Origin of the sequence: Bradyrhizobium sp. RD5-C2, from assembly GCF_019972155.1 — a bacterium.
In the GTDB taxonomy this organism is placed as follows: domain Bacteria; phylum Pseudomonadota; class Alphaproteobacteria; order Rhizobiales; family Xanthobacteraceae; genus Bradyrhizobium.
This window is the reverse complement of the sequence record NZ_BOVL01000001.1, coordinates 97371-118047: the sequence shown is the minus strand read 5'-3', so window position 1 is coordinate 118047 and position 20677 is coordinate 97371. Positions and strand designations below refer to the sequence as shown.

Here is a 20677-nt window from a genome sequence, read left to right as displayed (position 1 = left end):
GCGCATATCCCAGCGCCAATGGCGCACGCGTTCCGGAGGGCAGGCTTGTCTGTCGACGATCGTCAGGATGATGGAACGGGCCATCGTTCGTCGCCGACCGGACCCCGCGTCGCGCCGCCGCGCGAGAGGCCGTCGCCGTTTGCCGCGCCTCCCAAGCCTCCGTCTTCTCCTCCGCCGTCTGCTCCGCCTCCGCAAGGGAACGCGGCATCGCCGCCCCGCACCTTCCGGTTCTCGCTCTGGTCGGTCATCATCTTCGTGCTGCTGCTGTCGAGCGTCGCCATTCAGGCCTATCGCGACCTGTCGAAGCCGGGCGCCTGGGACTTCTGGCGCGAGACCTATATCGCGGCGAGCATGAATTCGGCTGTGATTCCTGATGTCGACATCGACGGTTCGGGCCACGGCCGGCGTGCGCTTGCGATCAGCGGCAAGATCGGCTCGGCCAGCGCGAGCTGGTTCCGCGACCGGCTGAGCGAGGCGCGTCTCGCACCTGGTGATGCCGTGCTGCTGTCGTCGCAGGGCGGTGCGCTGAACCAGGCGGCGATCATGGGCGAGGTCATCCGCTCACATGGGCTCGTCACCGCGGTCGCCACGTCAGACGCATCGGGCAAGCTCCGCCCTTCTGCCTGCGCGAGCGCCTGCGTCCTGGTCTATGCCGGCGGCCAGACCCGCTATGGCATCGCGGGCTCGCGGCTCGGCGTGCATCGCTTCACGACCAGCGCACCGGTCAGCGATCCCCTCGCGGAGGCACAACGCATCCAGGGTATGGTGCTGGGCTACATGACCAAGATGGGCGTCGCCTCCGGGATCGTGGAAGCGATGTCGCAGACCTCGGATATCCGCTGGTTGAGCCCGAAGGAAGCGCTTGCGCTGAACCTGATCACCAAGCCGGTCGAGCGGCCCTGAGCCAGCACGGGCGTCATTAATCTGAATTATCAACCACGTCCGAAGCCGAGCGGCCACGTGCGGCGAAAAATGCCACCCGAGGCGGAATCTTTAGTCCCTCCCCTCGCCGATTTCGGTTATGCAAGAACGCGGCAATCGACCCGCGTTCGCCTGCTTCTTGCGCGCCGACCGGATTCGTTCAGCCGGAGAATGCCCGACCAGAACGACATCACGCCGTGATGCGGCCTTGCGCCCCAGCATGTGGCGAACCGACAAGAAGCGACGCGCGTGCAGCTCTACCTCCCGATCGCCGACATTCCGGTCAATGTCTTCCTCATCCTGGCGATGGGCGCGGCGGTTGGCTTCGTCTCCGGCATGTTCGGGATCGGCGGCGGCTTCCTGATGACGCCGCTCTTGATCTTCGTCGGCATCGCGCCCGCGGTCGCGGTGGCCTCGGTGGCGAGCCACATCGCGGCCTCCTCGTTCTCCGGCGCGATCTCCTATTGGCGCCGGCGCGCGATCGACCCGCTGCTGGCGGCGGTGCTGCTGGTCGGCGGCACGATCGGCACTGCGCTCGGCGTGTGGACCTTCACCTTCCTGCGCTCGCTCGGCCAGCTCGACCTGATGATCGCGCTGTCCTACGTCATCCTGCTGACCACGGTCGGCGGGCTGATGTTCTGGGAAGGCCTGCGCGCGATGCTCCGTTCCCGGCGCGGCGGCCCGGTCACGCTGCGCAAGCCCGGCAGCCATGGCTGGATCCACGGCCTGCCGCTGAAGCTGCGCTTCAAGCGCTCCAAGATCTACCTCTCGGTCATCCCGGTCGTCGTGGTCGGGCTCGTGATCGGCTTCATCGGCGCGGTGATGGGAATCGGCGGCGGCTTCATCCTGGTGCCGCTGATGATCTATGTGCTGCGGGTGCCGACCTCGACCGTGATCGGCACCTCGATGGTGCTCACCCTCGTCACCATGGTATTCGCGACCATGCTGCACGCCGTGACGAACCATCTGGTCGACGCCGTGCTGGCGCTGATCCTGATGATCGGCGGCGTCACCGGCGCGCAGTTCGGCGCCCGCGCCGGCCAGAAGATCCGCGGCGAGCATCTGCGCCTGCTGCTCGGCCTCCTCGTGCTCGCGGTCGGCATCCGCTTTGCGGTCGAGCTGGTGATCCGGCCGCAGGACCTGTTCAGCATCCGCGAAACCGGCGGGGCCCCGCCATGAGGCTGCGCGCGTCGCTTGCGATCATGGGCCTCGTCGTCGCCAGCCTGGCGGCGGTACCGGCGCGTGCCGAGCGGCTGATCGTGTCGGTCTCCAACCACCGCGTCACGGTGACGCCGAACTATTCCGGCGGCGAGCTCGTGCTGTTCGGCTCGGTCGAGAAGGACGACAAGACGCCATCCAGTCGCGGCAATTACGACCTCGTCGTCACGGTGTCGGGCCCGCGTGCCGACATGGTGACGCGGCGCAAGGAACGCAAATTCGGGATCTGGATCAACACCGACTCGCGGCAGTTCCTGCAGGTGCCGGGCTATCTCGCACTGTTCTCCAATCGCCCGTTCGAGCAGATTGCCTCGCCGGAGGTACAGCGGCGGCAGCAGCTCGGGCTCAACAACGTGCTGCTGATGCAGCGGGTCGGGCCCGACTTTGCCGACGTGGTGCCGAACGATCCGTTCCGCAGCGCCTTCGTCCGGCTGCGCTCCGAACACGGGCTGTACCGCGAGGCGACGTCGGCGGTGACGTTCCTGACCCCGACCTTGTTCCGCACCGGCATTCCGCTGCCGGCGGAGGTGCCGATCGGGACCTACAATGTCGAGATCAAGCTGTTTTCCGACGGCGCGCTGGTGACCAAGACCGAGACCGCCTTCGAGATCGTCAAGGTGGGCTTCGAGCAGTTCGTCGCCACCACCGCGCGGCAGAACGGCCTCGTCTACGGCCTCGTCACCGCGTTCATGGCGCTGATGACCGGCTGGATGGCCTCGATCGTGTTCCGCAAGGATTGATCTAGCCCGCCGCGCTCGCGAATGCATCGTTCAGGATCGAGAGACCAAGATCGATCTCGTCATCGCTGATCGTCAGTGGCGGCGCAATGCGGAACACGCTGCCCATGCCGGGCAATTGCACGATGTTGGTGCTCAGTCCAAACTCCAGGCAGCGCTGCGACACACGCGTACCAAGCGCTTCGTCAGGTTCCTTGCTGAAGCGGTCGCGCACGATCTCGATGCCCTGCATCAGCCCCCGTCCGCGCACGTCACCGATGCATTCGAACCGGTTCTGCAGGGCGAGGAGCCCATCCCTCAGCCGTGCGCCGGCGATCCCGGCGCGCTCGACCAGCCGATCGCGGAGGATGATCTCGATGACCTTCAGGCCGACCGCGGCCGGCATCGGGTCCGACACATGCGTCGTGTAGAACAGGAAACCGCGTTCGTGACAGCGCTCCTCGATTTCGGCTGATGTGATGACCGCAGCCAATGGCAGCCCCGCGCCGAGCGTCTTCGACAGGGTCAGGATGTCAGGCGCGACTTGATCGCGCTCGAAGGCGAACATGGCGCCGGTTCGCCCGAGGCCGGTCTGCGCCTCATCGACGATCAGCAGCATGCCGCGCGCGCGGCACAATTCCTTCAGCGCGGCGAGGTAGCCTTCCGGCAGATCGATCAGCCCGCCGGAGCTCAGGATCGGCTCGGCGATCATGCAGGCGAGCGCGCCGGTCGATTGGCGATCGACGAGATCGAAGGCGTAGGCCAGTTCCGCCCGCCAATCGGCCGCATTGCCGAAGCGGGGCCGATAGGGGTTCGGCGTCGGGATCGCGAGCGAGCCGACCGGCGCCGGACCATAGCCCTTGCGGCCGGCCGAATAGGTCGCCCCGGCGGCACCCGATGTCATGCCGTGCCAGGACTGCGCGAACGCAACGGTCTCGAAGCCGCCGGTGGCGAGCTTGGCCATCTTGATGGCGGCCTCGTTCGACTCAGCCCCCGTGCTCAGCAGCATGACGCGATCGAGCCCCGGCGGCAAAAGCTCCGCGAGCTGTTCGGCGAGCGCGACGACCGGGCGCGTCAGCATGCCGCTGAACAGATGGTCGAGCCGTTCGGCGTGCTCGCCGATGGTCTTGACGATCTCCGGGTGGCCGTGGCCAAGCACCGCGCTCATCTGCCCGGACGTGAAATCCAGGATGGCGCGGCCGTCGGCGTCGTAGACGAAGGATCCGGAAGCGCGCTCGATGATCACAGGCGCGAACGTCCCGCCATAGCGGATGAGGTGACGCCGCGCGCGATCCCAGAAGGATTTGTCGTCATTTCCGGCCATGCCCGTTCCCTTGCTGCTGTGTCGCCGCGATGAAAGGCCCTCACAGGGCATCTTATGCGCGAGACACCGCAAATACATTGCGATTTGAGATGCATTTCGCCCCTTACTCTGCAATCAATTGCGCAAATGGCAGAAGATGCGAAAGAAATGGGAACCACGATCGTGATCGACGAGATGGACCGCAAAATCCTCGATGTGCTGCAAGCCGAGGGGCGCATCACCAATCTCGAGCTGGCCGAACGGATCGGCCTCTCGTCTGCCCCCTGCATGCGACGCGTCCGGACCCTGGAAGAGACCGGCGTCATCAATTCGTATGTGGCGCTGGTGGACGCTGCGCGAGTTGGACTCGGGTTCGACGTGATCGTCGAAGTCCGCCTCAAGCAGCAGAACAGGGAATCCTTCGCGCGTTTCGAGAAGAAGGTCATCAACCTTCCGGAGGTCGTCGAATGCTGCATGATCGCCGGCGATTGGGACTACGCGCTGCGGGTCGTGTCCTCAGATCTCGCGAGCTATCAATCGTTCATCCTCGACCGCCTGATGCATCCGGACACCGATATCGCGAGCTACCGCACGACCATCATCCTGCGAAAGGTCAAGTCGACGACGAAGATCGACAGCTCGCTGTTCTGACCGCAATGATCAAACAAGCACCCCGACCCCCATCGCGATCACGCTGAGCGCCATCGCCGCGGTCGAGAGCCAGCCGAGCCAGTAGAGCCACCCGCCGATCACGAAGCGTCCCATCACCTCCTTGTGGCGGGCCATGACCATCAGCAGCACCATCACGGGCACGGCAAGCACGCCGTTGACGACCGCGCTCCAGTACAGCGCCGAGATCGGATCGATCGGGGTGAAGTTGAGCGCGATGCCGATGCCGCCCGACAGCGCCAGCACCGAATAGAACGCCATCGCCTCCTTCGGCTTGCGTGCCAGTCCGACCGGCCATCGCCGGCCCTCGCCGACGGCATACGCCGTCGCGCCTGCGAGCACCGGGATCGCCAGCAGGCCCGTGCCGACGATGCCGAGTGCGAAGATCACCTCGGCAAACGGCCCGGCGATCGGGCGCAACGCTTCGGCGGCCTGCGCCGAGGTCTGGATATCGGTCTTGCCGGCGGCGTGCAGCGATGCGGCGGCGGTGACGATGATCGACAGCGCGATCAGGTTGGAGAACGCCATGCCGGTGATGGTGTCGGCACGAATGCGGGAAAATTCCTTCCGTACGCCGTAAGCTTTCTCGATCAACGGATGCTTGGTGACGTCGACCCGCTGCTCCTCCGCCTCCTGCGAGGCCTGCCAGAAGAACAGATAGGGCGAGATGGTTGTGCCGAAGATCGCCACGATGGTGGTGAAATAATCGGAGCTCCAGGTCAGGCGCGGAACGAGCACGCCGGCCAGCGCCTGCATCCATGACACCTTGGCAAAGGCGAGCGCCGCGACATAGGCGAACAGGCTAAGCGTCAGCCATTTCAGGACGGCGACGTAGCGCCGATAGTTCATGAAGATCTGGGCGGCGACCGAGGTCACGCCGAACAGCACGACATAGAGGATGGCCGGACCGCCGATCAGGAGCTTGGTCGCGTCCGCCATGGCTGACAGGTCGGCGGCGATGTTGACGGTGTTGGCGATGAACAGCAGCGTCACCACGATGATCAGCAGCCAGCCGGGATAATGCTTGCAGACGTTGCCCGCGATGCCGTGCCCGGTGACACGGCCGACCCGCGCGGAGATCTCCTGGATCGCGGTCATCAGCGGGAAGGTCAGCAGCATGGTCCAGCCGATGCCGTAGCCGAGTTGTGCGCCGGCCTGGCTGTAGGTGCCGATGCCAGACGGATCATCGTCGGAGGCGCCGGTGATCAGGCCGGGGCCGAGCGACTTCACGACGCGGTTGAAGCTGAACGGCTCACGCCGCGGCTTCCCCGCCGACCCATCTCCGTCTTTGTCGTGTCGCGAGATCGTCTCTTGCGGCGTCATGTCCGGTTCCAGCCGCCTGACAACGGGCCGGATACCGCCAAGGTTCCTGGGATGAAACCTAACCCTCGATGACCGTGGCGATGCCGGGTTCGAGGATGCGCAGACGGCGGCCGAAACCGAGCGTATCGAAACTCGCACGCAGGTCAGCCGCGTTCTGCCGGAAATGCGCCCAGCCGTCGGTATGAACGGGGACGATGACCGCGTCCGCAAAGGCGCGCGCGGTCTCGATCGTGTCGTTGGTGTCCATGGTGAGATGGAACGGCCCGCGGGTTTGCGCCGCGCCCGCGAACGGCAGCACCACGCCGCAGGCAAAGCGCCGCGCGACCTCGGCGACGCCGTCGAACCAGGTGGTGTCGCCGCTGACATAGACCGGACGGCCGGGCTTCGCCGGTTCCAGGACGAAGCCGATGACGTCGCCGGACAACGGCTCGATGCCCGCGGGCCCGTGCCGCGCCGGCGTCGCGGTGACGGTGAGCGTCCGGCCGCCCTTCGTCAGTGTGGTCGTGGCCCACGGCGCAAAACTCTCGGCATTGCCGCCGAGCCGTTTGGCGCCGGCCTCCGTCGTCAGCACGCGCTTCGAACTTTTAAGGAAATCCCGGCCGGAATGGTCGAGATTGTCGGAATGCTGGTCATGGCTCAGCAGCACCGCATCGATCTCGCCGACGTCACCCGCGCTGAGCGCGGGTCCCGTCAGCTTCTCCAGTTTCACGTGCGGCAATTGATAGTCGCCGGGTGCATCGAAGGTCGGATCGGTGAGCAGGCGGAACCCGTCGATCTCGATCAGGGCGGTCGGGCCCCCGATCAGGGTGATGGTGATGCTCACGTTACACTCCTCTTGGGCGAAGCCGCCGCGGGGCGGGTCACCAGGTAAATGCCGAGCGCGACCGGAACGATCCCGAGCAGATCGCGAAATTCGACATGCTCGCCGAGCACGAGATAGGCGAACAGCATGCCGAGCGGCGGCATCAGGAAGTGATAAGCGCTCGCGGCGGTCGCGCCACACACTTTCAGGAGATGAAACCAGAGCAGATAGGCGAGGATCGAACCGCCGAGCACGAGGAAGGCGAAGGCTCCGGCAAGCCGCATGCTGGGTACGATGTCGCCGACGTTCGAGAGCGTGAAGGCGAACGGCATCACCGCAAGGCCGCCGGCGATGTTCTGGATGCCGTTGCCGATCCACAGGCTGCCCTTCGGCGCCAGCAACTTGAACAACATGGTGCCGGCGACGATCGAGGCGAGCGAGGCCAATGTGAACAGGATGCCGTGCGGGCTGTCGGTGCCGACCTTGAGGCGATGCCAGACGATGAAGGCGACGCCGGCGATGCCGAGCAGGAGACCAATCACCTTGCGCAGGGTCATGCTCTCGCCGAGGAACATCGCCGCCAGCATGGCGGTGAAGACCGGGTTGGCCGAGACGATCAGCGCGCCGAGGCCGGCCGAGACCGTCTTCAGGCCGGTATAGCCGAGGCCGAGGTAGAGGGCGTTGTTGGCGACGCCGATCACGGCGAACACCGCGGCGTCGCGCCAGGTGAGGTCCCATTGATCCCGGCGCAGCATGGAGATGCCGAGGATCAGGACGCCGGCGAGCGAAAACCGCGCGGCGAGCAGGATCAGCGGCGGACAATCGGTGACGCCGATCTTGCCGGCGACAAAGGCGTAGCTCCAGAGCAGGCAGAACAGGGCGATCAACAGCGGCAGGGTGTTGAAGCGGGTGCGGGACATCGCGACAGCGGGGGCAATAGACATGGGGTTCTCCTCTGCCCCTGGTCTAGGCCCGCACCTTGATATTTGGAAATTAAATGATAGACTGGTCTTCAGTGGATTTATGAATGGAGGCTGCGATGCTCGACCTGGAGCTCCTGCGCAGTTTCGTCTCGGTGGTCGATGCCGGCGGCTTCACCCGCGCCGGAGAGCGCGTCCACCGCACGCAATCGACGGTGAGCCAGCAGATCAAGCGTCTGGAGGAGGATGTCGGCCAGCCGCTCCTGATCCGCAGCGGCAAGGACGTCACCCCGACGGAGGCCGGCGAGCGGCTGCTGACCTATGCGCGGCGGCTGCTGTCACTCGCGGAAGAAGCTCGCGACGTGCTCTCGCGCCCCGGCAGCGAAGGCGCGATCCGGATCGGCATCACCGAGGATTTTGCCGCCTACCGGCTGACGAGATTGCTCGCGACCTTCGCGCGCAGCCATCCGACTCTGCGGCTCGACGTGCGCTCGGGCCAGAGCCTGTTCCTGTACCGCGACCTGGAGCGCGGCGATCTCGACCTCGCGCTGATCAAGCGCGCAGCCAGCGAGAAGGGCGGCATCGCGGTGTGGCCGGAACGGGTGCACTGGGTCACCAGCAAGAGCCATCCACGCGACACGACGACCGGTTCGGTGCCGCTGATCGGCTTCGGCTCAGGCTGCCTCTATCGCGCCCATGCCATCCATGCGCTGGAGCGCGCCGGCCGCAACTGGCACATGGCCTACACCTCCTCCAGCCTCGCCGGCATCCAGGCCGCGGTCGCCGCGGGTCTGGGCTTAAGCATCCTGTCCGAGATGTCGATCCAGGCCGAGCATCGCGTACTGACGGCAAAAGACGGCTTTGCCCCGATCGAGCGCACCGAAGTCGCCCTCATCGCCGCCCCCGAAGCCAGCCCCGCAACGCTGCGGCTGGCGGATCGGCTGGCGGAGTATTGCGAGAGCGTGCAGGCGAAGGCGGCGTGAACTTTTATCCTCCCCTGGAGGGGGAGGATCGGTGCGCATGCAGCGTAGCGGAATGCGAACCGAGGTGGGGTGATCTCTCCGCACAGGCAGTGTCGAATGAGGATAGACCTTCACCCCACCCCGACTCACATTTCGCTGCACGCAATGTGAGTCGACCCTCCCCCTCCAGGGGAGGGTGAAGGTGATCGTCAATAACACCGCGTCGCCGCAAACGCATGGACGCGGTTGTCGCCGAGCACATGGGCCATGAAACCCGGCGATCCGAAGATCCGCGCGAACGCGGCATCGCGGATGCTCAGGCCGCCGGTGTAGGCACCGAAAGCCGGCATCACCGCGCGCTCGCCGTCGGAGGCGAAACAACGGCGCTCGATCGAGCGGCCGCGGGTCGGCACCCGCGCCTTCGGGTGAAGGTGGCCGGCGATCTCGCCGGCAGCGCCGGTCGGCTCATGGCGGAACACGATCGGGCCGATCGCAACCTCGGTCGCGACCACGCCGCCGAGACTGGGCGGTAGCGCCGGATCGTGATTGCCCGAGATCCAGATCCAGTTGCGCCGCACTTGCAGTGCCGTGAGCGCCTCGCGATCCGGCTCCGACAGGCGCGCATGCGCATCGCGGTCGTGGAAGCTGTCGCCGAGCGCTATCACCTGCCGCGGATCGTGCCGCGCGATCACGGCGGCAAGCCGGCTCAACGTCGCCACCGTGTCGTAAGGCGGCAGCAGCACGCCGCGGGCAGCAAAGCTCGAGCCTTTTTCCAGATGCAGGTCGGACACCACGAGCAGGCTCCGTTCTTCCCAGAACAGCGCACCGGAGCAATCAGCCACGAAGCCGACATCCGCCACCGTGACCGTCGAAACGCGCATCTCGTCACCGTCTCGCAAAGCTAGCGCGCTTGCCGTCACGTCCTGCCCCCAGAGTTATGTCGTCGCCTCCCGCACGAGTTCCTCGGCCGCCTCGGCCAGAAGCTCGTCGGATGCTTCGCCATAAACTGACTCGCGGCCGATTTCCAGCAGCGCGGGCACGGCAAGCGGAGAAACGTGGTCGAGGTCCTTGTGGGTGATTCGGCCGTGGATGCGCGAAAGCATGTCACTGAGGCGGCGGAGATCGAGCAATCCCGTGGCGGCATCGCCGCGCGCGGCGCGCAGCAGCACGTGGTCGGCCTGGTGCTTGCGCAGCACGTCGTAGATCAAATCGGTCGAGAACAGCACTTGGCGGCGCGACTTCTCCTCGTCGGTGAAGCGGCGCGCGATCAGCCCCGAGATGATGGCGCAGTTGCGGAAGGTGCGCTTCATCAGCGCGGATTCCGCGAGCCATGCCTCGAGATCGTCGCCCAGCATGTCGGGGTCGAACAACGCGTTGAGATCGAGCTTGCCATGCCGGATCATGAAGGAGAGATCGCCGACGCCCCAGACCGCGAGCGCATATTCATTGGCGACGAAGCCGAGCGGACGGGCGCGGCCGCGTTCCAGCCGGCGCGTCAGCAGCATGCCGAGCGTCTGGTGCGCGAGCCGGCCCTCGAAGGGGTAGCAGACCAGATAATGGCTGCCGCCGCGCGGAAAGGTTTCCACCAGCAGCTCGCGCGCCGCGGGCACCCGCGAGAACTTTCGCTGCAGCGATAGCCAGTCGTGCACCTGGTCCGGCAATCCGTTCCAGGCCCTGCTGTTGTCGAGCAGTTTGCGGACGCGTTCGGCGAGATAGGTCGACAGCGGAAACTTGCCGCCCATGTAGGACGGCACCTTTGCATCCTTGTCATTGGCGCGAGAGACATAGACCTGGTCTTCAACCAAGGCCTCGTAGCGCACCACCTCACCGCCAAAGACAAAAGTGTCGGCCGGCACCAGGCCCTCGATGAAGACCTCCTCGATCTCGCCGAGCATCCGGCCGCCGCGGGCGATCGCGCCGGTCGAACCGCTCCCGCCGGCGCGCGAGCGCACCAGCCGCACCTTCAGCATGGTCTCCTCGACGATGGTGCCGACATTGAGACGGTAGCTCTGCCGCACCTTGGGATTGGTGACGCGCCAGCGGCCCTGCTTGTCCTGCTTGATGCGCGCGAAACGCTCATAGGTCTTCAGCGCGTAGCCACCGGTCGCGACGAAGTCGACCACGTCATCGAAATCGGTTCGCGCCAACGACGCGTAGGGCGCCGCGGTCCTGACCTCATCGTAGAGTTCGTCGGACAGGAAGGGCTTGCCGCAGGCGCAGCCGAGCACGTGCTGGGCCAGCACGTCGAGCGCGCCGGTGCGCAAGGGTGGCGTGTCCTGCGCATTCTCGGCGATGGCGTCGATCGCGACGCGGCATTCCAGCACCTCGAACCGGTTGGCCGGCACCAGCACGGCGCGCGAGGCCTCGTCGAAGCGGTGGTTGGCGCGGCCGATCCGCTGCATCAGCCGCGACGAGCCTTTTGGGGCGCCGATATTGATGACGAGGTCGACATCGCCCCAGTCGACGCCGAGATCGAGCGACGAGGTGCAGACCACGCCGCGCAACCGGCCGGCGGCCATCGCGTCCTCGACCTTGCGGCGCTGCGCGACGTCGAGCGAGCCGTGATGCAGCGCGATCGCGAGCCCGTCGTCGTTCATGCGCCAGAGATCCTGGAACAGCATCTCGGCCTGGCTGCGGGTGTTCACGAACACCAGCGTGGTCTTGTTGCGATTGATCAGCTCATAGACCTCGGGCAGTGCGTGGCGCGCGCTGTGGCCGGACCATGGCAGCCGCTCCCGCGTGTCGAGCATCTCGACCACCGGCGGCGCGGCGCCGCCGGCGATCACGACGTCGGCGGATACGCTCTCACCGCCCGGCTGCGGCACCAGGAAACGCGCAAGTTGTTCCGGCTCGGCCACCGTAGCCGAAAGACCGATGGCGCGCGCCTGCGGTGCAATGGTCCAGAGCCGCGCAAGCCCGAGCGACAGCAGGTCACCACGCTTGGAGGTGACCAGTGCATGCAACTCGTCGAGCACGATGCGCTTCAGCGAAGAGAACAGAAACGGCGCGTCGTCGGAGGCGAGCAGCAGCGCCAGCTGCTCCGGCGTGGTGAGCAGGATATCCGGCGGATAGCGCCGCTGCCGCTGCCGCCGCGACACCGGCGTATCGCCGGTGCGGGTCTCGACCCTGATCGGCAGCCCCATCTCGGCCACCGGCGTCTCCAGATTGCGCGCGATATCGACCGCGAGCGCTTTCAGCGGCGAGATGTAGAGCGTGTGCAGCCCGCTTGAGCGGCGAACGCCGCGACCGGTGGAGACGACTTTTGGCCTCGGATCGGCTGCGACAGCCGCCTCACTCGCTTGCCGGAGCGGTTTGCTGCCGCCCGGTTCGCCCGCCAACTCCACCAGCGTCGGCAGGAACCCTGCCAGCGTCTTGCCGGCGCCGGTCGGCGCGATCAGCAGCGCGGAACGCTCCTCGCGCGCCTTCGCCAGCAGCGCGAGCTGATGCTCGCGCGGCGACCAGCCGCGTGAGGCGAACCAGTCGCGAAACCGGCGCGGCAAGAGATCGGCCGTTTCCGACGGCGGGACGGAAAAGAGATCGAGCGTCGACACGCCCAAGAGGTAGGTGGTTCAGCGGGTTTCGTCGAGGGGCGCAAGAATGGCAGCAGGTGGCACAGAGCAGCCGCGCCCCGCGCCTGTGGACCCTCTCTCCGCAGTCATTGCGAGGAGCACAGCGACGAAGCAATCCATCTTTCCCCGCGGGGACAGATGGATTGCTTCGCTTCGCTCGCAATGACGGGGATAGAGATCCGCAGAAGGCAGCCGCAGCGCCCGCCCTACTCCGTCATCGGCTCGCCGAAGAGATCCCAGTCCTTGCCGTTGAAGATCGAGACGTAGAGCGTCTTCATGGGCGTGTAGTCGTCGGGCGTATAGCTGTAATTGATGCCGTCGAGGAAATAGGGCGAGTGGAAGCCGGCCAGCGTGGTGGCGTGCTTCAGCACGTTGGCGCGGGTCAAATCGTCGCCGCAGCGGCGCAAGATTTCGCCCATCGTCGCCGCCTGGCCGTAGCCGGCGAAGGCGATGGTGTTATCGGGATCGATGTTCGGCAGGTACTTCTTGCGCAGCTCCTCGAACGCGACCACATCGGCATCCTTCTCGTAGCGGGGCACGCCGACTTCCTTGTTGTAGCGGATCGCGACGATGTCCTTGGCGTTCTCGAGGCCCGCGGCGCTCAGGATCGAGCGACCGGTCGAGCCCGCCGACAACAGCTGCAGCGGCTTCCAGCCGAGCTCAGCTACCTTGCGGATCGACTGCGACGTCGCCTTGCCGGTGCTGATGTTGTAGAACACGTCGGCGCCCGACTTCGACAGATTGATGAGCTGGGAATCGACCGTCGGATCGGTGAGATCGTAGGTCTGCTCCATGATCACCTGTGCCTTGCCGCCGGCATCGGCCAGCACCTTCTTGAACGGGCCGAGGAAGTCGCGGCCGAAATCGTCGTTCTGGTAGAGGATGCCGATCTTGGCGTTCGGCTTCACGCTGACGACGTGTTTTGCAAGGATGCGGGCTTCGGTCGGATAGAGCGGCAGGCCCGCCATGGTCCACTTGTTGTTCTTCGGATCGTTCCATTTCGAGGCGCCGGTGTTGAGTAACAGCTGCGGCACCCCCTTGGAGTTGAGGTATTTGTGCACGGCGGTCTGCGGCGCGGTGCCGAGCGAGCCATAGAGCGCCAGCACCTCTTCCTGCTCGACTAGGCGGCGCGTCGCCTCGACGCATTTCGGCGCGCTGTAGGCGTCGTCCATGGTGAGGAATTTCACCTTGCGGCCGTTGATGCCGCCCTTGTCGTTCAGCATCTGGAAATAGGCTTCGCCGACGCGGCCGAGCACGCCGTAGAGCGAGCCGGGGCCGGAATGCGGCACGGTCTGGCCGAGCTTGATCTCGGTGTCGCTCGAACCCGGATCGTACTTCTTGTCGGCGGCCCGGACGAACGGCGCAGGCAGCACGGACGCTGCGATCACGGACAATGCGGTGGCGCCGAACTCGCGCCGCGTATGTTTTTTCATTGGTTCTCTCCCTGAGGCGAAAAGCTCTCGCATTCCGCCCTGCGCCGGGCAAGCGCGAAGTCACCGCTTTGCGACGCATTGCCGCGTCACGGCAAATGCGTAGCGTGTAGACTCAAGTTTGAGAGAGCGATGTATGGGATCGCGGCTTCACCCTCCCCTGGAGGGGGGGTCGACTCACATTGAGCGTAGCGAGATGTGAGGCGGGGTGGGGTGACGGTCTTTCCGCGAACAACGCTGCCCGTGTTGAGAGATCACCCCACCCCGCTTCGCATTTCGCTGCGCTTCATGCGAACCGACCCTCCCCCTCCAGGGGAGGGTAAGCGCCTCACGGCTTGACGGCGACGGCGACGAGCCCGGGCGCCGGGATGTTGTCTTCGTTGCGCGCCGAGAGATCATCGAGCAGGGCCAGCGTCAGCCCCGCGGCGGCGACGGAGGCGCGCACGCAAGCTGCGCTGTGGGCGTAGCGCAGCCCTTCGCCGAGGATGACGCCCTCGCCGCCATGGGTCTCGGTCGTGAAGGCGAGCACGCCGCCCCCGACCAGCACACGCGCGGCTTCAGCGAGCACCGGCGCGAGATCGGCGACATAGACCATCGCGTCGGCCGCGAGGATCAATTCGGCGCTGGCATCCGGCTTGCCGGAAATGCCCTTCAGCATGTCGTCGACCTCGAGCTCGGCATAAAGCCCGGTGGCACGCGACTTGTCGATCATGCGCGGCGACAGGTCGATACCGATGAATCGATCGACGTGATCAGCGAACGCAGCGGCCGCGAGGCCGGTGCCGCAGCCGAGATCGATCGCGCGCTTGAAGAACGCCGGCTTCTTCGCAGAGGCGCGCACCGACAGCACCGCCTTGAACAGCAGCGCCGGGCCGCGATAGCCGAGATCGCCGACCAGCGCGGCCTCGAAGCGCGGCGCATATTGATCGAACAACGTCTGCACATAGCCCGGCGGCATCGCGCTGACGGCCTCGACGCCGAGCTGCATCAAATGCAGGCCGGCGCCATGGCGGTCCTCCGGATCGGCGTCGCGCGCGGCGCGGAAGGCTGCGATCGCGGCTTCACGCTGGCCGAGCTCGAGGCGGACCTTGCCCAGCGTGTACCAGGCCGACGGGAATTGCGGCACCAGCTCGATGGCCTGTTCGAGCAGATCGGCGGCAGCCGGCAGATCGCCCTTCAACTGCAGGTCGCGCGCGAACTCGTAGCGGCGGTCGGCAACGAGGTCGCCGGAGGACAGAAACAGGCGGGGGGCCATTCGCTTTCTAAGGAACCATCTGGGCCGGGGTCCGGCCATCCATCAAAGCACGAACTCTTTCCGGAGATGGATGCGCGGGTCAAGCCCGCGCATGACGGCTAAACATCGCGGAGAGAGCGCCTATATAGGGACAATGCGCCCGCAAGATATCCTGATGCCCGTCCCGGCCGGGCTTTGCTGCAAGCCCGGTGGCTTCCACATCGATCCTGTCAGGCCGGTCGAGCGGGCACTGATCACGCACGGCCATTCCGACCACGCGCGGCCGGGGCATGGCGCGGTTCTCGCCACCCGGGAAACGCTCGATATGATGCGGCTGCGCTACGGCGAGAATTTCGCCGGCTCAGTGCAGGCGGTCGCTTACGGCGAGGAGATCAGGCTCGGCGACGTCACGGTGACGTTTTATCCTGCCGGGCACGTGTTGGGCTCCGCCCAGATATCGGTCACATGCAAGGACACCCGCATCGTCGCTTCCGGCGACTATAAGGACGCGCGCGACCCGACCTGCGCGCCGTTCGATCTCGTGCCCTGCGATGTCTTCATCACGGAGGCGACTTTTGGTCTTCCGGTGTTTCGCCATGGCGATGCCGCCGATGAGGTGAAGAAACTGCTGGCCTCCGCAAAACTGTTTCCGGAGCGGGCGCATCTGGTCGGCGCCTATTCGCTCGGCAAGGCGCAACGCGTCATCGCGCTGCTGCGCGAGGCCGGTTACGACGCGCCGATCTATCTGCATGGCGCGATGGAGAAGATCACCTATTACTATCAGGAACGCGGCATTCCGCTCGGCGAGCTCCGGCCCGCGCGCGGCATGAAGAAGGCCGAACTCGCCGGCACCATCACGCTGGCACCGCCGAGCGCGACATCAGACGTCTGGACCCGGCGCTTTCCCGATCCGGTCACGGCTTTTGCGTCGGGCTGGATGCGGGTGCGCGCCCGGGCGCGGCAGGGCGGCATCGAGCTGCCGCTGGTGATCTCGGATCATGCCGACTGGGACGGGCTGACGGCGACGATCGCCGCCACCGGAGCAGGCGAGATCTGGGTCACCCACGGCCAGGAAGATGCGCTGGTGCATTGGTGCAAGAGCAAGGGCCTTGCGGCGCGACCGCTCGATCTGGTCGGCTATGGCGATGAGGATGAGAGCGAGACGGCAGCGGTCAACGGCGAGGCGGAGCCCAACGGCGAAGGCCAGCCCGTCGGCGAGACCAAGAAGCCATGAATCGCTTTGCCAAGCTGCTCGACCGCCTCGCCTACGAGCCGGGCCGCAACAACAAGATCAAGCTGCTGGTTGCCTATTTCCGTGAGACCGAGGATCCCGACCGCGGCTACGCGCTGGCGGCGCTGACCGGCGCGCTGTCGTTCAAGCACGCCAAGCCGGGCTTGATCCGCGACCTGATCACCGAACGCACCGACCCGGTGCTGTTCGGCTACTCCTATGATTATGTCGGCGATCTCTCTGAGACCGTCGCGCTGATGTGGCCGAAGGCGGAGCTGCCGGGCCACAACAACCCGCCGCCTCCCACCCTCACCGACGTCGTCACCACGCTGCGCACGCTCGGCAAGGCCGAGCTGCCGGCGCAACTGGCGCGCTGGCTGGACGAGCTCGACGAGACCGGACGCTGGGCGCTCTTGAAGCTCGTCACCGGCGCGATGCGGATCGGGATCTCGGCGCGGCTGGCGAAGACCGCAGCGGCGGCGCTCGGCGACAAGGACCCGCACGAGATCGAGCTGATGTGGCCGGGCCTGTCGCCGCCCTATCTCGAATTGTTCGCCTGGCTCGAAGGGCGCGGCGACAAGCCGGTCAATAGCGACCCGACGCCGTTCCGCCCGGTAATGCTGGCGCATGCGATCGAGGATGGCGATTTCGCCAATCTCGACGCTGCCGATTTCAGCGCGGAATGGAAGTGGGACGGCATCCGCGTGCAGGCTGTGGCCGGCCACGACACGCGCGGCCACATCCAGGCGCGGCTCTATTCGCGCACCGGCGAGGACATCACCGGCAGCTTTCCCGACCTCGTGCCGTCGCTGCATCTTCCCGGCGCGATCGACGGCGAATTGCTGGTGCTGCGCGACGGCCGCGTGCAGACCTTCAACGTGTTGCAGCAGCGGCTGAACCGCAAGGTGGTCTCACCGAAGCTGATCAAGGAGTTTCCGATCCACCTGCGCGCCTACGACCTGCTCGGCGACGGCGAGAACGATTTGCGCGAGCTGCCCCTCACCGAACGCCGCGCGCAACTCGAAGCCTTCGTCGCCAGGCTGAACGATCCGCGGATCGATCTGTCGCCGACGGTCCCGTTCGCGAGCTGGCAAGAACTGGCCGCGGCGCGCGCCGATCCGAAGAGCGCGGGCGCCGGCGACGATGCCGACGCGGTCGAAGGCGTGATGCTGAAGCGGCGCGACGCGCCCTATCTGCCCGGGCGACCGAAGGGCCCGTGGTGGAAGTGGAAGCGCGATCCGCACATCATCGACGCGGTGCTGATGTATGCCCAGCGCGGCCACGGCAAGCGCTCGTCCTATTACTCCGACTACACGTTCGGGGTCTGGACCCGTGGCGAGGCCGGCGACGAGCTGGTGCCGGTCGGCAAGGCCTATTTCGGCTTCACCGACGAGGAGCTGTTGCAGATCGATCGCTTCGTCCGCCGCAACACCACCGAGAAGTTCGGCCCGGTGCGGCATGTCGTGCACGAGCCGGATCAGGGGCTGGTGCTGGAAGTCGCCTTCGAGGGCTTGCAGCGCTCGCCGCGTCACAAATCCGGCGTCGCGATGCGCTTTCCCCGGATCAGTCGCCTGCGCTGGGACAAGCCGCCGCGCGAGGCCGACCGGCTGGAGACACTTGAACGGATGCTAATCTCCATGACAGGAAGTTAAACCCGCAGCGCGCAGGGCAGCCATTGATCGCGGCTCACGGGTTTCCCATGTGCTGCGCCGTGACCTATAATGCGGGCGATTCCGCGGGAGATAGCAATGCCAGACAACATCCGGGACTTGCCGGCCGGCCAGAGCCAGAGTGACGGCCTGTACCGCTTTCTCGGCGGATCGCCGCTCTCGGTGGCGTTCCGGCTGATCTTGCTCTCGATCCTGGTCGGCGTGGTGCTCGCCGCGATCGGCCTCGACCCGTGGAATATCCTCAACAGCGTCCGCAGGCTGTTCCAGACCATCTGGGATTTCGGCTTCGATGCGATCAACTGGGCGTGGCGCTACTTCCTGCTCGGCGCCGTGATCGTGGTCCCGATCTGGCTGTTGTCGCGGCTGTTCGGCGCGCCACGCGGCCGCTGATCCCAGGGAAAGCTCGCAGCCGATGCAATTGCAATTTGTCGGCTGCGGCGATGCGTTCGGCTCCGGAGGCCGCTTCAACACCTGCTTCCATGTCAGCGGCGAGCGCGTCAATTTCCTGATCGACTGCGGCGCGTCGTCGCTGCCGGCGCTGAAGCCGCTCGAGATCGACCGCGACGCGATCGACCTGATCCTGATCACGCATTTCCATGGCGATCATTTCGCCGGCCTGCCGTTCTTCCTGCTCGACGCGCAATTCTCCCGCCGCACCCGGCCGCTGGTGATCGCCGGGCCGCAAGGCATCGAAACGAAGCTGCCTGAGGTGATGGAGGTGATGTTCGAGCATTCCTCCAAGACCAAACAGCGCTTCGATCTGTCCGTCGTCACGCTCGCACCGCAGGAGCGGCGCAGCTTCGGCGAGGTGACCGTGACGCCCTATCCTGTCGTGCATGGCGAATCGGGCGGGCCGTTTCTGGCCTATCGCGTCGAGGCCGAAGGCCGCGTCGTCACCTACAGCGCCGACACCGAGTGGACCGATGCGTTGATCCCGGCCGCGCAAAACGCCGACCTCTTCATTGCCGAAGCCTATACTTACGACAGAATGGTCAGGAACCATCTCAGCCTGAAGACGCTGGAGGCGCATTTGCCGGCCATCAACGCCAGGCGCGTGGTGCTGACCCATATGAGCGACGACATGCTCGGCCGCGTCGACGACCTGCCCTACACGGCGGCGAGCGACGGCATGGTCGTGGTGTTCTGACCACGCAATTGCCTGCAAGTTACTCCGCCCCTCCGCCACCGCATTGCTCTGAGGACAATTCGGGCATGGTCGCGCGACGGATGTCGCGATAGAAGCGCATATTCCTTGCAACTGTAACCATGCACGCACCCATTCACCCGAAGATCACGACCCGCCAGGTGTTCGCCATCGCCGGTCCCGCGATGGTCGCCAACCTGACCACGCCGCTGATCGGCATCGTCTCGACCACGGCGATCGGCCGGCTCGACGATGCCGCGCTGCTCGGCGGAGTGGCGATGGCCTCGGTGATCTTCGACTGCCTGTTCTGGCTGTTCGCCTTCCTGCGCATGAGCACGCTGGCCTTCACCGCGCAGGCGCAGGGCGCGGGCGAGCCGCAGGAATATGCCGCAATCCTGGTGCGCGGCTTCATCGTCGCCGGCCTGATCGGCATTGCACTGATCGCGCTGCAGGTGCCGCTGGCCGCAGTCACATTCCAGCTGATGGGCGGCAGCGAGGGCGTCACGCGCGCGGCCAAGAGCTATTTCATGATCCGGATCTGGTCGGCGCCGCTGGCGCTCGCCAATTACGTCATCCTGGGCTGGCTGGTCGGCCAGGCGCGCGCCAATCTTGCGCTGGTGCTACAGATCGTGATCAATTTGATCAACATGGCGGCCACCGTGCTGCTGGTGCAGGTCTACGGCGCCGGCATCGCCGGGGCCGCGATCGCCGCGGTGCTCGCCGAGACCAGTGGCTTCGCTGTCGGCATCGTGGTGGCATGGCGGATCTCGCAGGGCGGCTTTGCAGTTCCCGCGGCGACGCTGTTCGACCGCGCCAAGCTGATGCGCATGCTGGCCGTCAACCGCGACATCATGGTCCGCACCGCGGCGCTGATCGTCGTGTTTCTGTTCTTCACCGCCAAGGGCGCGCGCGAAGGCGACGTCACGCTGGCGGCGAATTCGGTGCTGAACAATTTCCTGCTGGTGAGCGCCTTCTTCCTCGACGGCCTCGCCAACGCCGCGCAACAGCTCTGCGGCCGCGCCTTCGGCGCCCGCGACGCGCGCGGCTTTGCCGATTCAACCCGGCTGGTGCTGCTGTGGGGCATAGGCTTCGCGCTGGTCGTCTCGGTGCTGTTCGCGCTGTTTGGGCCGGCGCTGATCAATCTGATGACGACCAGCGAGGACGTGCGCAGCTCAGCGCGCGAGTTCCTGGTGTTCGTGATCCTGGCACCTCTGCCCGGCGTGTTCGCGTTCGGCTTCGACGGCATCTATGTCGGCGCGACCTGGGCGCGCGAGATGCGCAATTTGATGCTGGCCTCGCTCGCGATCTTCCTCGCCACCTGGTGGGCGCTCAGCGGATTCGGCAACACCGGTCTCTGGATTGCGCTGATCGGCTTCTACGTCGCGCGCGGCGGCCTGCAAGGCCTGCGCTATCCGGCGCTGCTGAGGAAGACGTTCAAAATCGTAGCTGCGTAGCCCGGATGGAGCGATGCTCTGCTCCCTCGCCCCGCTCTTGCGGGGAGAGGGTTGGGGTGAGGGGCTGTCTCCCGCGCAATGGTAAGAGCCGATACGCGGAGAGTCCCCCTC

The 20677-nt window shown here is 66.0% G+C and carries 18 protein-coding genes; 10 read left to right on the top strand and 8 right to left on the bottom strand.

Translation table 11 applies throughout. The features are described 5' to 3' along the window. Nucleotides 1-45: 45 nt before the first annotated feature. The 3 genes from BraRD5C2_RS00575 (at nt 46) to BraRD5C2_RS00565 (ending at nt 2879) form a co-directional block, all read left to right on the top strand. Complete coding sequence (locus BraRD5C2_RS00575) at nt 46-903, top strand: COG3904 family protein (RefSeq protein WP_223966096.1); 858 nt, start codon at nt 46-48, stop codon at nt 901-903. Nucleotides 904-1170: 267 nt separating this feature from the next. Beyond that, nucleotides 1171-2100 (top strand): sulfite exporter TauE/SafE family protein, encoded by a 930-nt coding sequence (locus BraRD5C2_RS00570; RefSeq protein WP_176528822.1) that lies wholly within the window; start codon nt 1171-1173, stop codon nt 2098-2100. Continuing rightward, nucleotides 2097-2879, top strand: coding sequence for a TIGR02186 family protein (locus tag BraRD5C2_RS00565; protein ID WP_223966095.1), 783 nt, complete (start codon nt 2097-2099; stop codon nt 2877-2879). The genes BraRD5C2_RS00570 and BraRD5C2_RS00565 overlap by 4 nt, the downstream gene beginning before the upstream one ends. A gap of 1 nt (nt 2880) precedes the next feature. On the opposite strand, the gene BraRD5C2_RS00560 is transcribed toward BraRD5C2_RS00565, so the two are convergent. Further along, on the bottom strand, nt 2881-4179 hold the full coding sequence (locus BraRD5C2_RS00560) for an aspartate aminotransferase family protein (protein ID WP_223966094.1): 1299 nt from the start codon (nt 4177-4179) through the stop codon (nt 2881-2883). A gap of 147 nt (nt 4180-4326) precedes the next feature. On the opposite strand from BraRD5C2_RS00560, the gene BraRD5C2_RS00555 reads away from it, so the two are divergent. Continuing rightward, nucleotides 4327-4809 (top strand): Lrp/AsnC family transcriptional regulator, encoded by a 483-nt coding sequence (locus BraRD5C2_RS00555; protein WP_223966093.1) that lies wholly within the window; start codon nt 4327-4329, stop codon nt 4807-4809. Nucleotides 4810-4818: 9 nt separating this feature from the next. On the opposite strand, the gene BraRD5C2_RS00550 is transcribed toward BraRD5C2_RS00555, so the two are convergent. Genes BraRD5C2_RS00550 through BraRD5C2_RS00540 form a run of 3 tightly spaced genes read right to left on the bottom strand, consistent with a single transcriptional unit; the run spans nt 4819 to nt 7896 of the window. Continuing rightward, the gene (locus tag BraRD5C2_RS00550) at nt 4819-6150 is read right to left on the bottom strand and encodes an NRAMP family divalent metal transporter (protein WP_223966092.1); all 1332 of its coding nucleotides are present in this window, start codon (nt 6148-6150) and stop codon (nt 4819-4821) included. Nucleotides 6151-6208: 58 nt separating this feature from the next. After that, nucleotides 6209-6973, bottom strand: a complete 765-nt coding sequence (locus BraRD5C2_RS00545) for an MBL fold metallo-hydrolase (protein WP_223966091.1) — start codon at nt 6971-6973, stop codon at nt 6209-6211. Beyond that, entirely contained in the window at nt 6970-7896 is a 927-nt protein-coding gene (locus BraRD5C2_RS00540) for a DMT family transporter (RefSeq protein WP_223966090.1), read from the bottom strand. Before BraRD5C2_RS00540 ends, BraRD5C2_RS00545 begins: the two co-directional genes overlap by 4 nt. 95 nt (nt 7897-7991) lie before the next feature. Between BraRD5C2_RS00540 and BraRD5C2_RS00535 the strand changes: the two genes are divergently transcribed. Next, nucleotides 7992-8855, top strand: a complete 864-nt coding sequence (locus BraRD5C2_RS00535) for a LysR family transcriptional regulator (protein WP_223966088.1) — start codon at nt 7992-7994, stop codon at nt 8853-8855. Nucleotides 8856-9043: 188 nt separating this feature from the next. Here BraRD5C2_RS00535 and pdeM read toward each other — a convergent pair whose 3' ends face one another. The 4 genes from pdeM to BraRD5C2_RS00515 all read right to left on the bottom strand — a co-directional run bounded on the left by pdeM (nt 9044) and on the right by BraRD5C2_RS00515 (nt 15088). Beyond that, a complete protein-coding gene (gene pdeM / locus BraRD5C2_RS00530) occupies nt 9044-9715 on the bottom strand; it encodes a ligase-associated DNA damage response endonuclease PdeM (protein WP_223966086.1) in 672 nt (223 codons plus the stop codon). Between the two features lie 54 nt (nt 9716-9769). Next, entirely contained in the window at nt 9770-12385 is a 2616-nt protein-coding gene (locus tag BraRD5C2_RS00525; RefSeq protein ID WP_223966174.1) for a ligase-associated DNA damage response DEXH box helicase, read from the bottom strand. A gap of 224 nt (nt 12386-12609) precedes the next feature. Beyond that, a complete protein-coding gene (locus BraRD5C2_RS00520; protein WP_223966085.1) occupies nt 12610-13836 on the bottom strand; it encodes an ABC transporter substrate-binding protein in 1227 nt (408 codons plus the stop codon). 325 nt (nt 13837-14161) lie between these two features. Beyond that, nucleotides 14162-15088 (bottom strand): methyltransferase domain-containing protein, encoded by a 927-nt coding sequence (locus BraRD5C2_RS00515; protein ID WP_223966084.1) that lies wholly within the window; start codon nt 15086-15088, stop codon nt 14162-14164. A 133-nt stretch (nt 15089-15221) separates the two neighbouring features. Between BraRD5C2_RS00515 and BraRD5C2_RS00510 the strand changes: the two genes are divergently transcribed. From BraRD5C2_RS00510 to BraRD5C2_RS00490, 5 genes are all read left to right on the top strand, one after another. After that, nucleotides 15222-16301 (top strand): ligase-associated DNA damage response exonuclease, encoded by a 1080-nt coding sequence (locus BraRD5C2_RS00510; RefSeq protein ID WP_223966083.1) that lies wholly within the window; start codon nt 15222-15224, stop codon nt 16299-16301. Further along, a complete protein-coding gene (locus tag BraRD5C2_RS00505; protein WP_223966082.1) occupies nt 16298-17950 on the top strand; it encodes a cisplatin damage response ATP-dependent DNA ligase in 1653 nt (550 codons plus the stop codon). Before BraRD5C2_RS00510 ends, BraRD5C2_RS00505 begins: the two co-directional genes overlap by 4 nt. A gap of 96 nt (nt 17951-18046) precedes the next feature. After that, nucleotides 18047-18358 carry a DUF6460 domain-containing protein gene (locus tag BraRD5C2_RS00500; protein ID WP_223966081.1) on the top strand — a complete coding sequence of 104 codons (312 nt, stop codon included), beginning with the start codon at nt 18047-18049 and terminating at the stop codon, nt 18356-18358. A 22-nt stretch (nt 18359-18380) separates the two neighbouring features. Further along, nucleotides 18381-19115 (top strand): MBL fold metallo-hydrolase, encoded by a 735-nt coding sequence (locus BraRD5C2_RS00495; protein ID WP_223966079.1) that lies wholly within the window; start codon nt 18381-18383, stop codon nt 19113-19115. 119 nt (nt 19116-19234) lie between these two features. Further along, nucleotides 19235-20566 (top strand): MATE family efflux transporter, encoded by a 1332-nt coding sequence (locus BraRD5C2_RS00490; RefSeq protein WP_223966077.1) that lies wholly within the window; start codon nt 19235-19237, stop codon nt 20564-20566. Nucleotides 20567-20677: the final 111 nt, after the last annotated feature.

Coding starts and splice junctions, on each gene's coding strand:
- BraRD5C2_RS00550 (WP_223966092.1), bottom strand. CDS start 6,150: ATGACGCCGCAAGAGACGATCTCGCGACACGACAAAGACGGAGATGGG.
- BraRD5C2_RS00495 (WP_223966079.1), top strand. CDS start 18,381: ATGCAATTGCAATTTGTCGGCTGCGGCGATGCGTTCGGCTCCGGAGGC.
- BraRD5C2_RS00505 (WP_223966082.1), top strand. CDS start 16,298: ATGAATCGCTTTGCCAAGCTGCTCGACCGCCTCGCCTACGAGCCGGGC.
- BraRD5C2_RS00500 (WP_223966081.1), top strand. CDS start 18,047: ATGCCAGACAACATCCGGGACTTGCCGGCCGGCCAGAGCCAGAGTGAC.
- BraRD5C2_RS00510 (WP_223966083.1), top strand. CDS start 15,222: ATGCGCCCGCAAGATATCCTGATGCCCGTCCCGGCCGGGCTTTGCTGC.
- BraRD5C2_RS00515 (WP_223966084.1), bottom strand. CDS start 15,088: ATGGCCCCCCGCCTGTTTCTGTCCTCCGGCGACCTCGTTGCCGACCGC.
- BraRD5C2_RS00535 (WP_223966088.1), top strand. CDS start 7,992: ATGCTCGACCTGGAGCTCCTGCGCAGTTTCGTCTCGGTGGTCGATGCC.
- BraRD5C2_RS00490 (WP_223966077.1), top strand. CDS start 19,235: ATGCACGCACCCATTCACCCGAAGATCACGACCCGCCAGGTGTTCGCC.
- BraRD5C2_RS00520 (WP_223966085.1), bottom strand. CDS start 13,836: ATGAAAAAACATACGCGGCGCGAGTTCGGCGCCACCGCATTGTCCGTG.
- BraRD5C2_RS00560 (WP_223966094.1), bottom strand. CDS start 4,179: ATGGCCGGAAATGACGACAAATCCTTCTGGGATCGCGCGCGGCGTCAC.
- BraRD5C2_RS00565 (WP_223966095.1), top strand. CDS start 2,097: ATGAGGCTGCGCGCGTCGCTTGCGATCATGGGCCTCGTCGTCGCCAGC.
- BraRD5C2_RS00540 (WP_223966090.1), bottom strand. CDS start 7,896: ATGTCTATTGCCCCCGCTGTCGCGATGTCCCGCACCCGCTTCAACACC.
- pdeM (WP_223966086.1), bottom strand. CDS start 9,715: ATGCGCGTTTCGACGGTCACGGTGGCGGATGTCGGCTTCGTGGCTGAT.
- BraRD5C2_RS00555 (WP_223966093.1), top strand. CDS start 4,327: ATGGGAACCACGATCGTGATCGACGAGATGGACCGCAAAATCCTCGAT.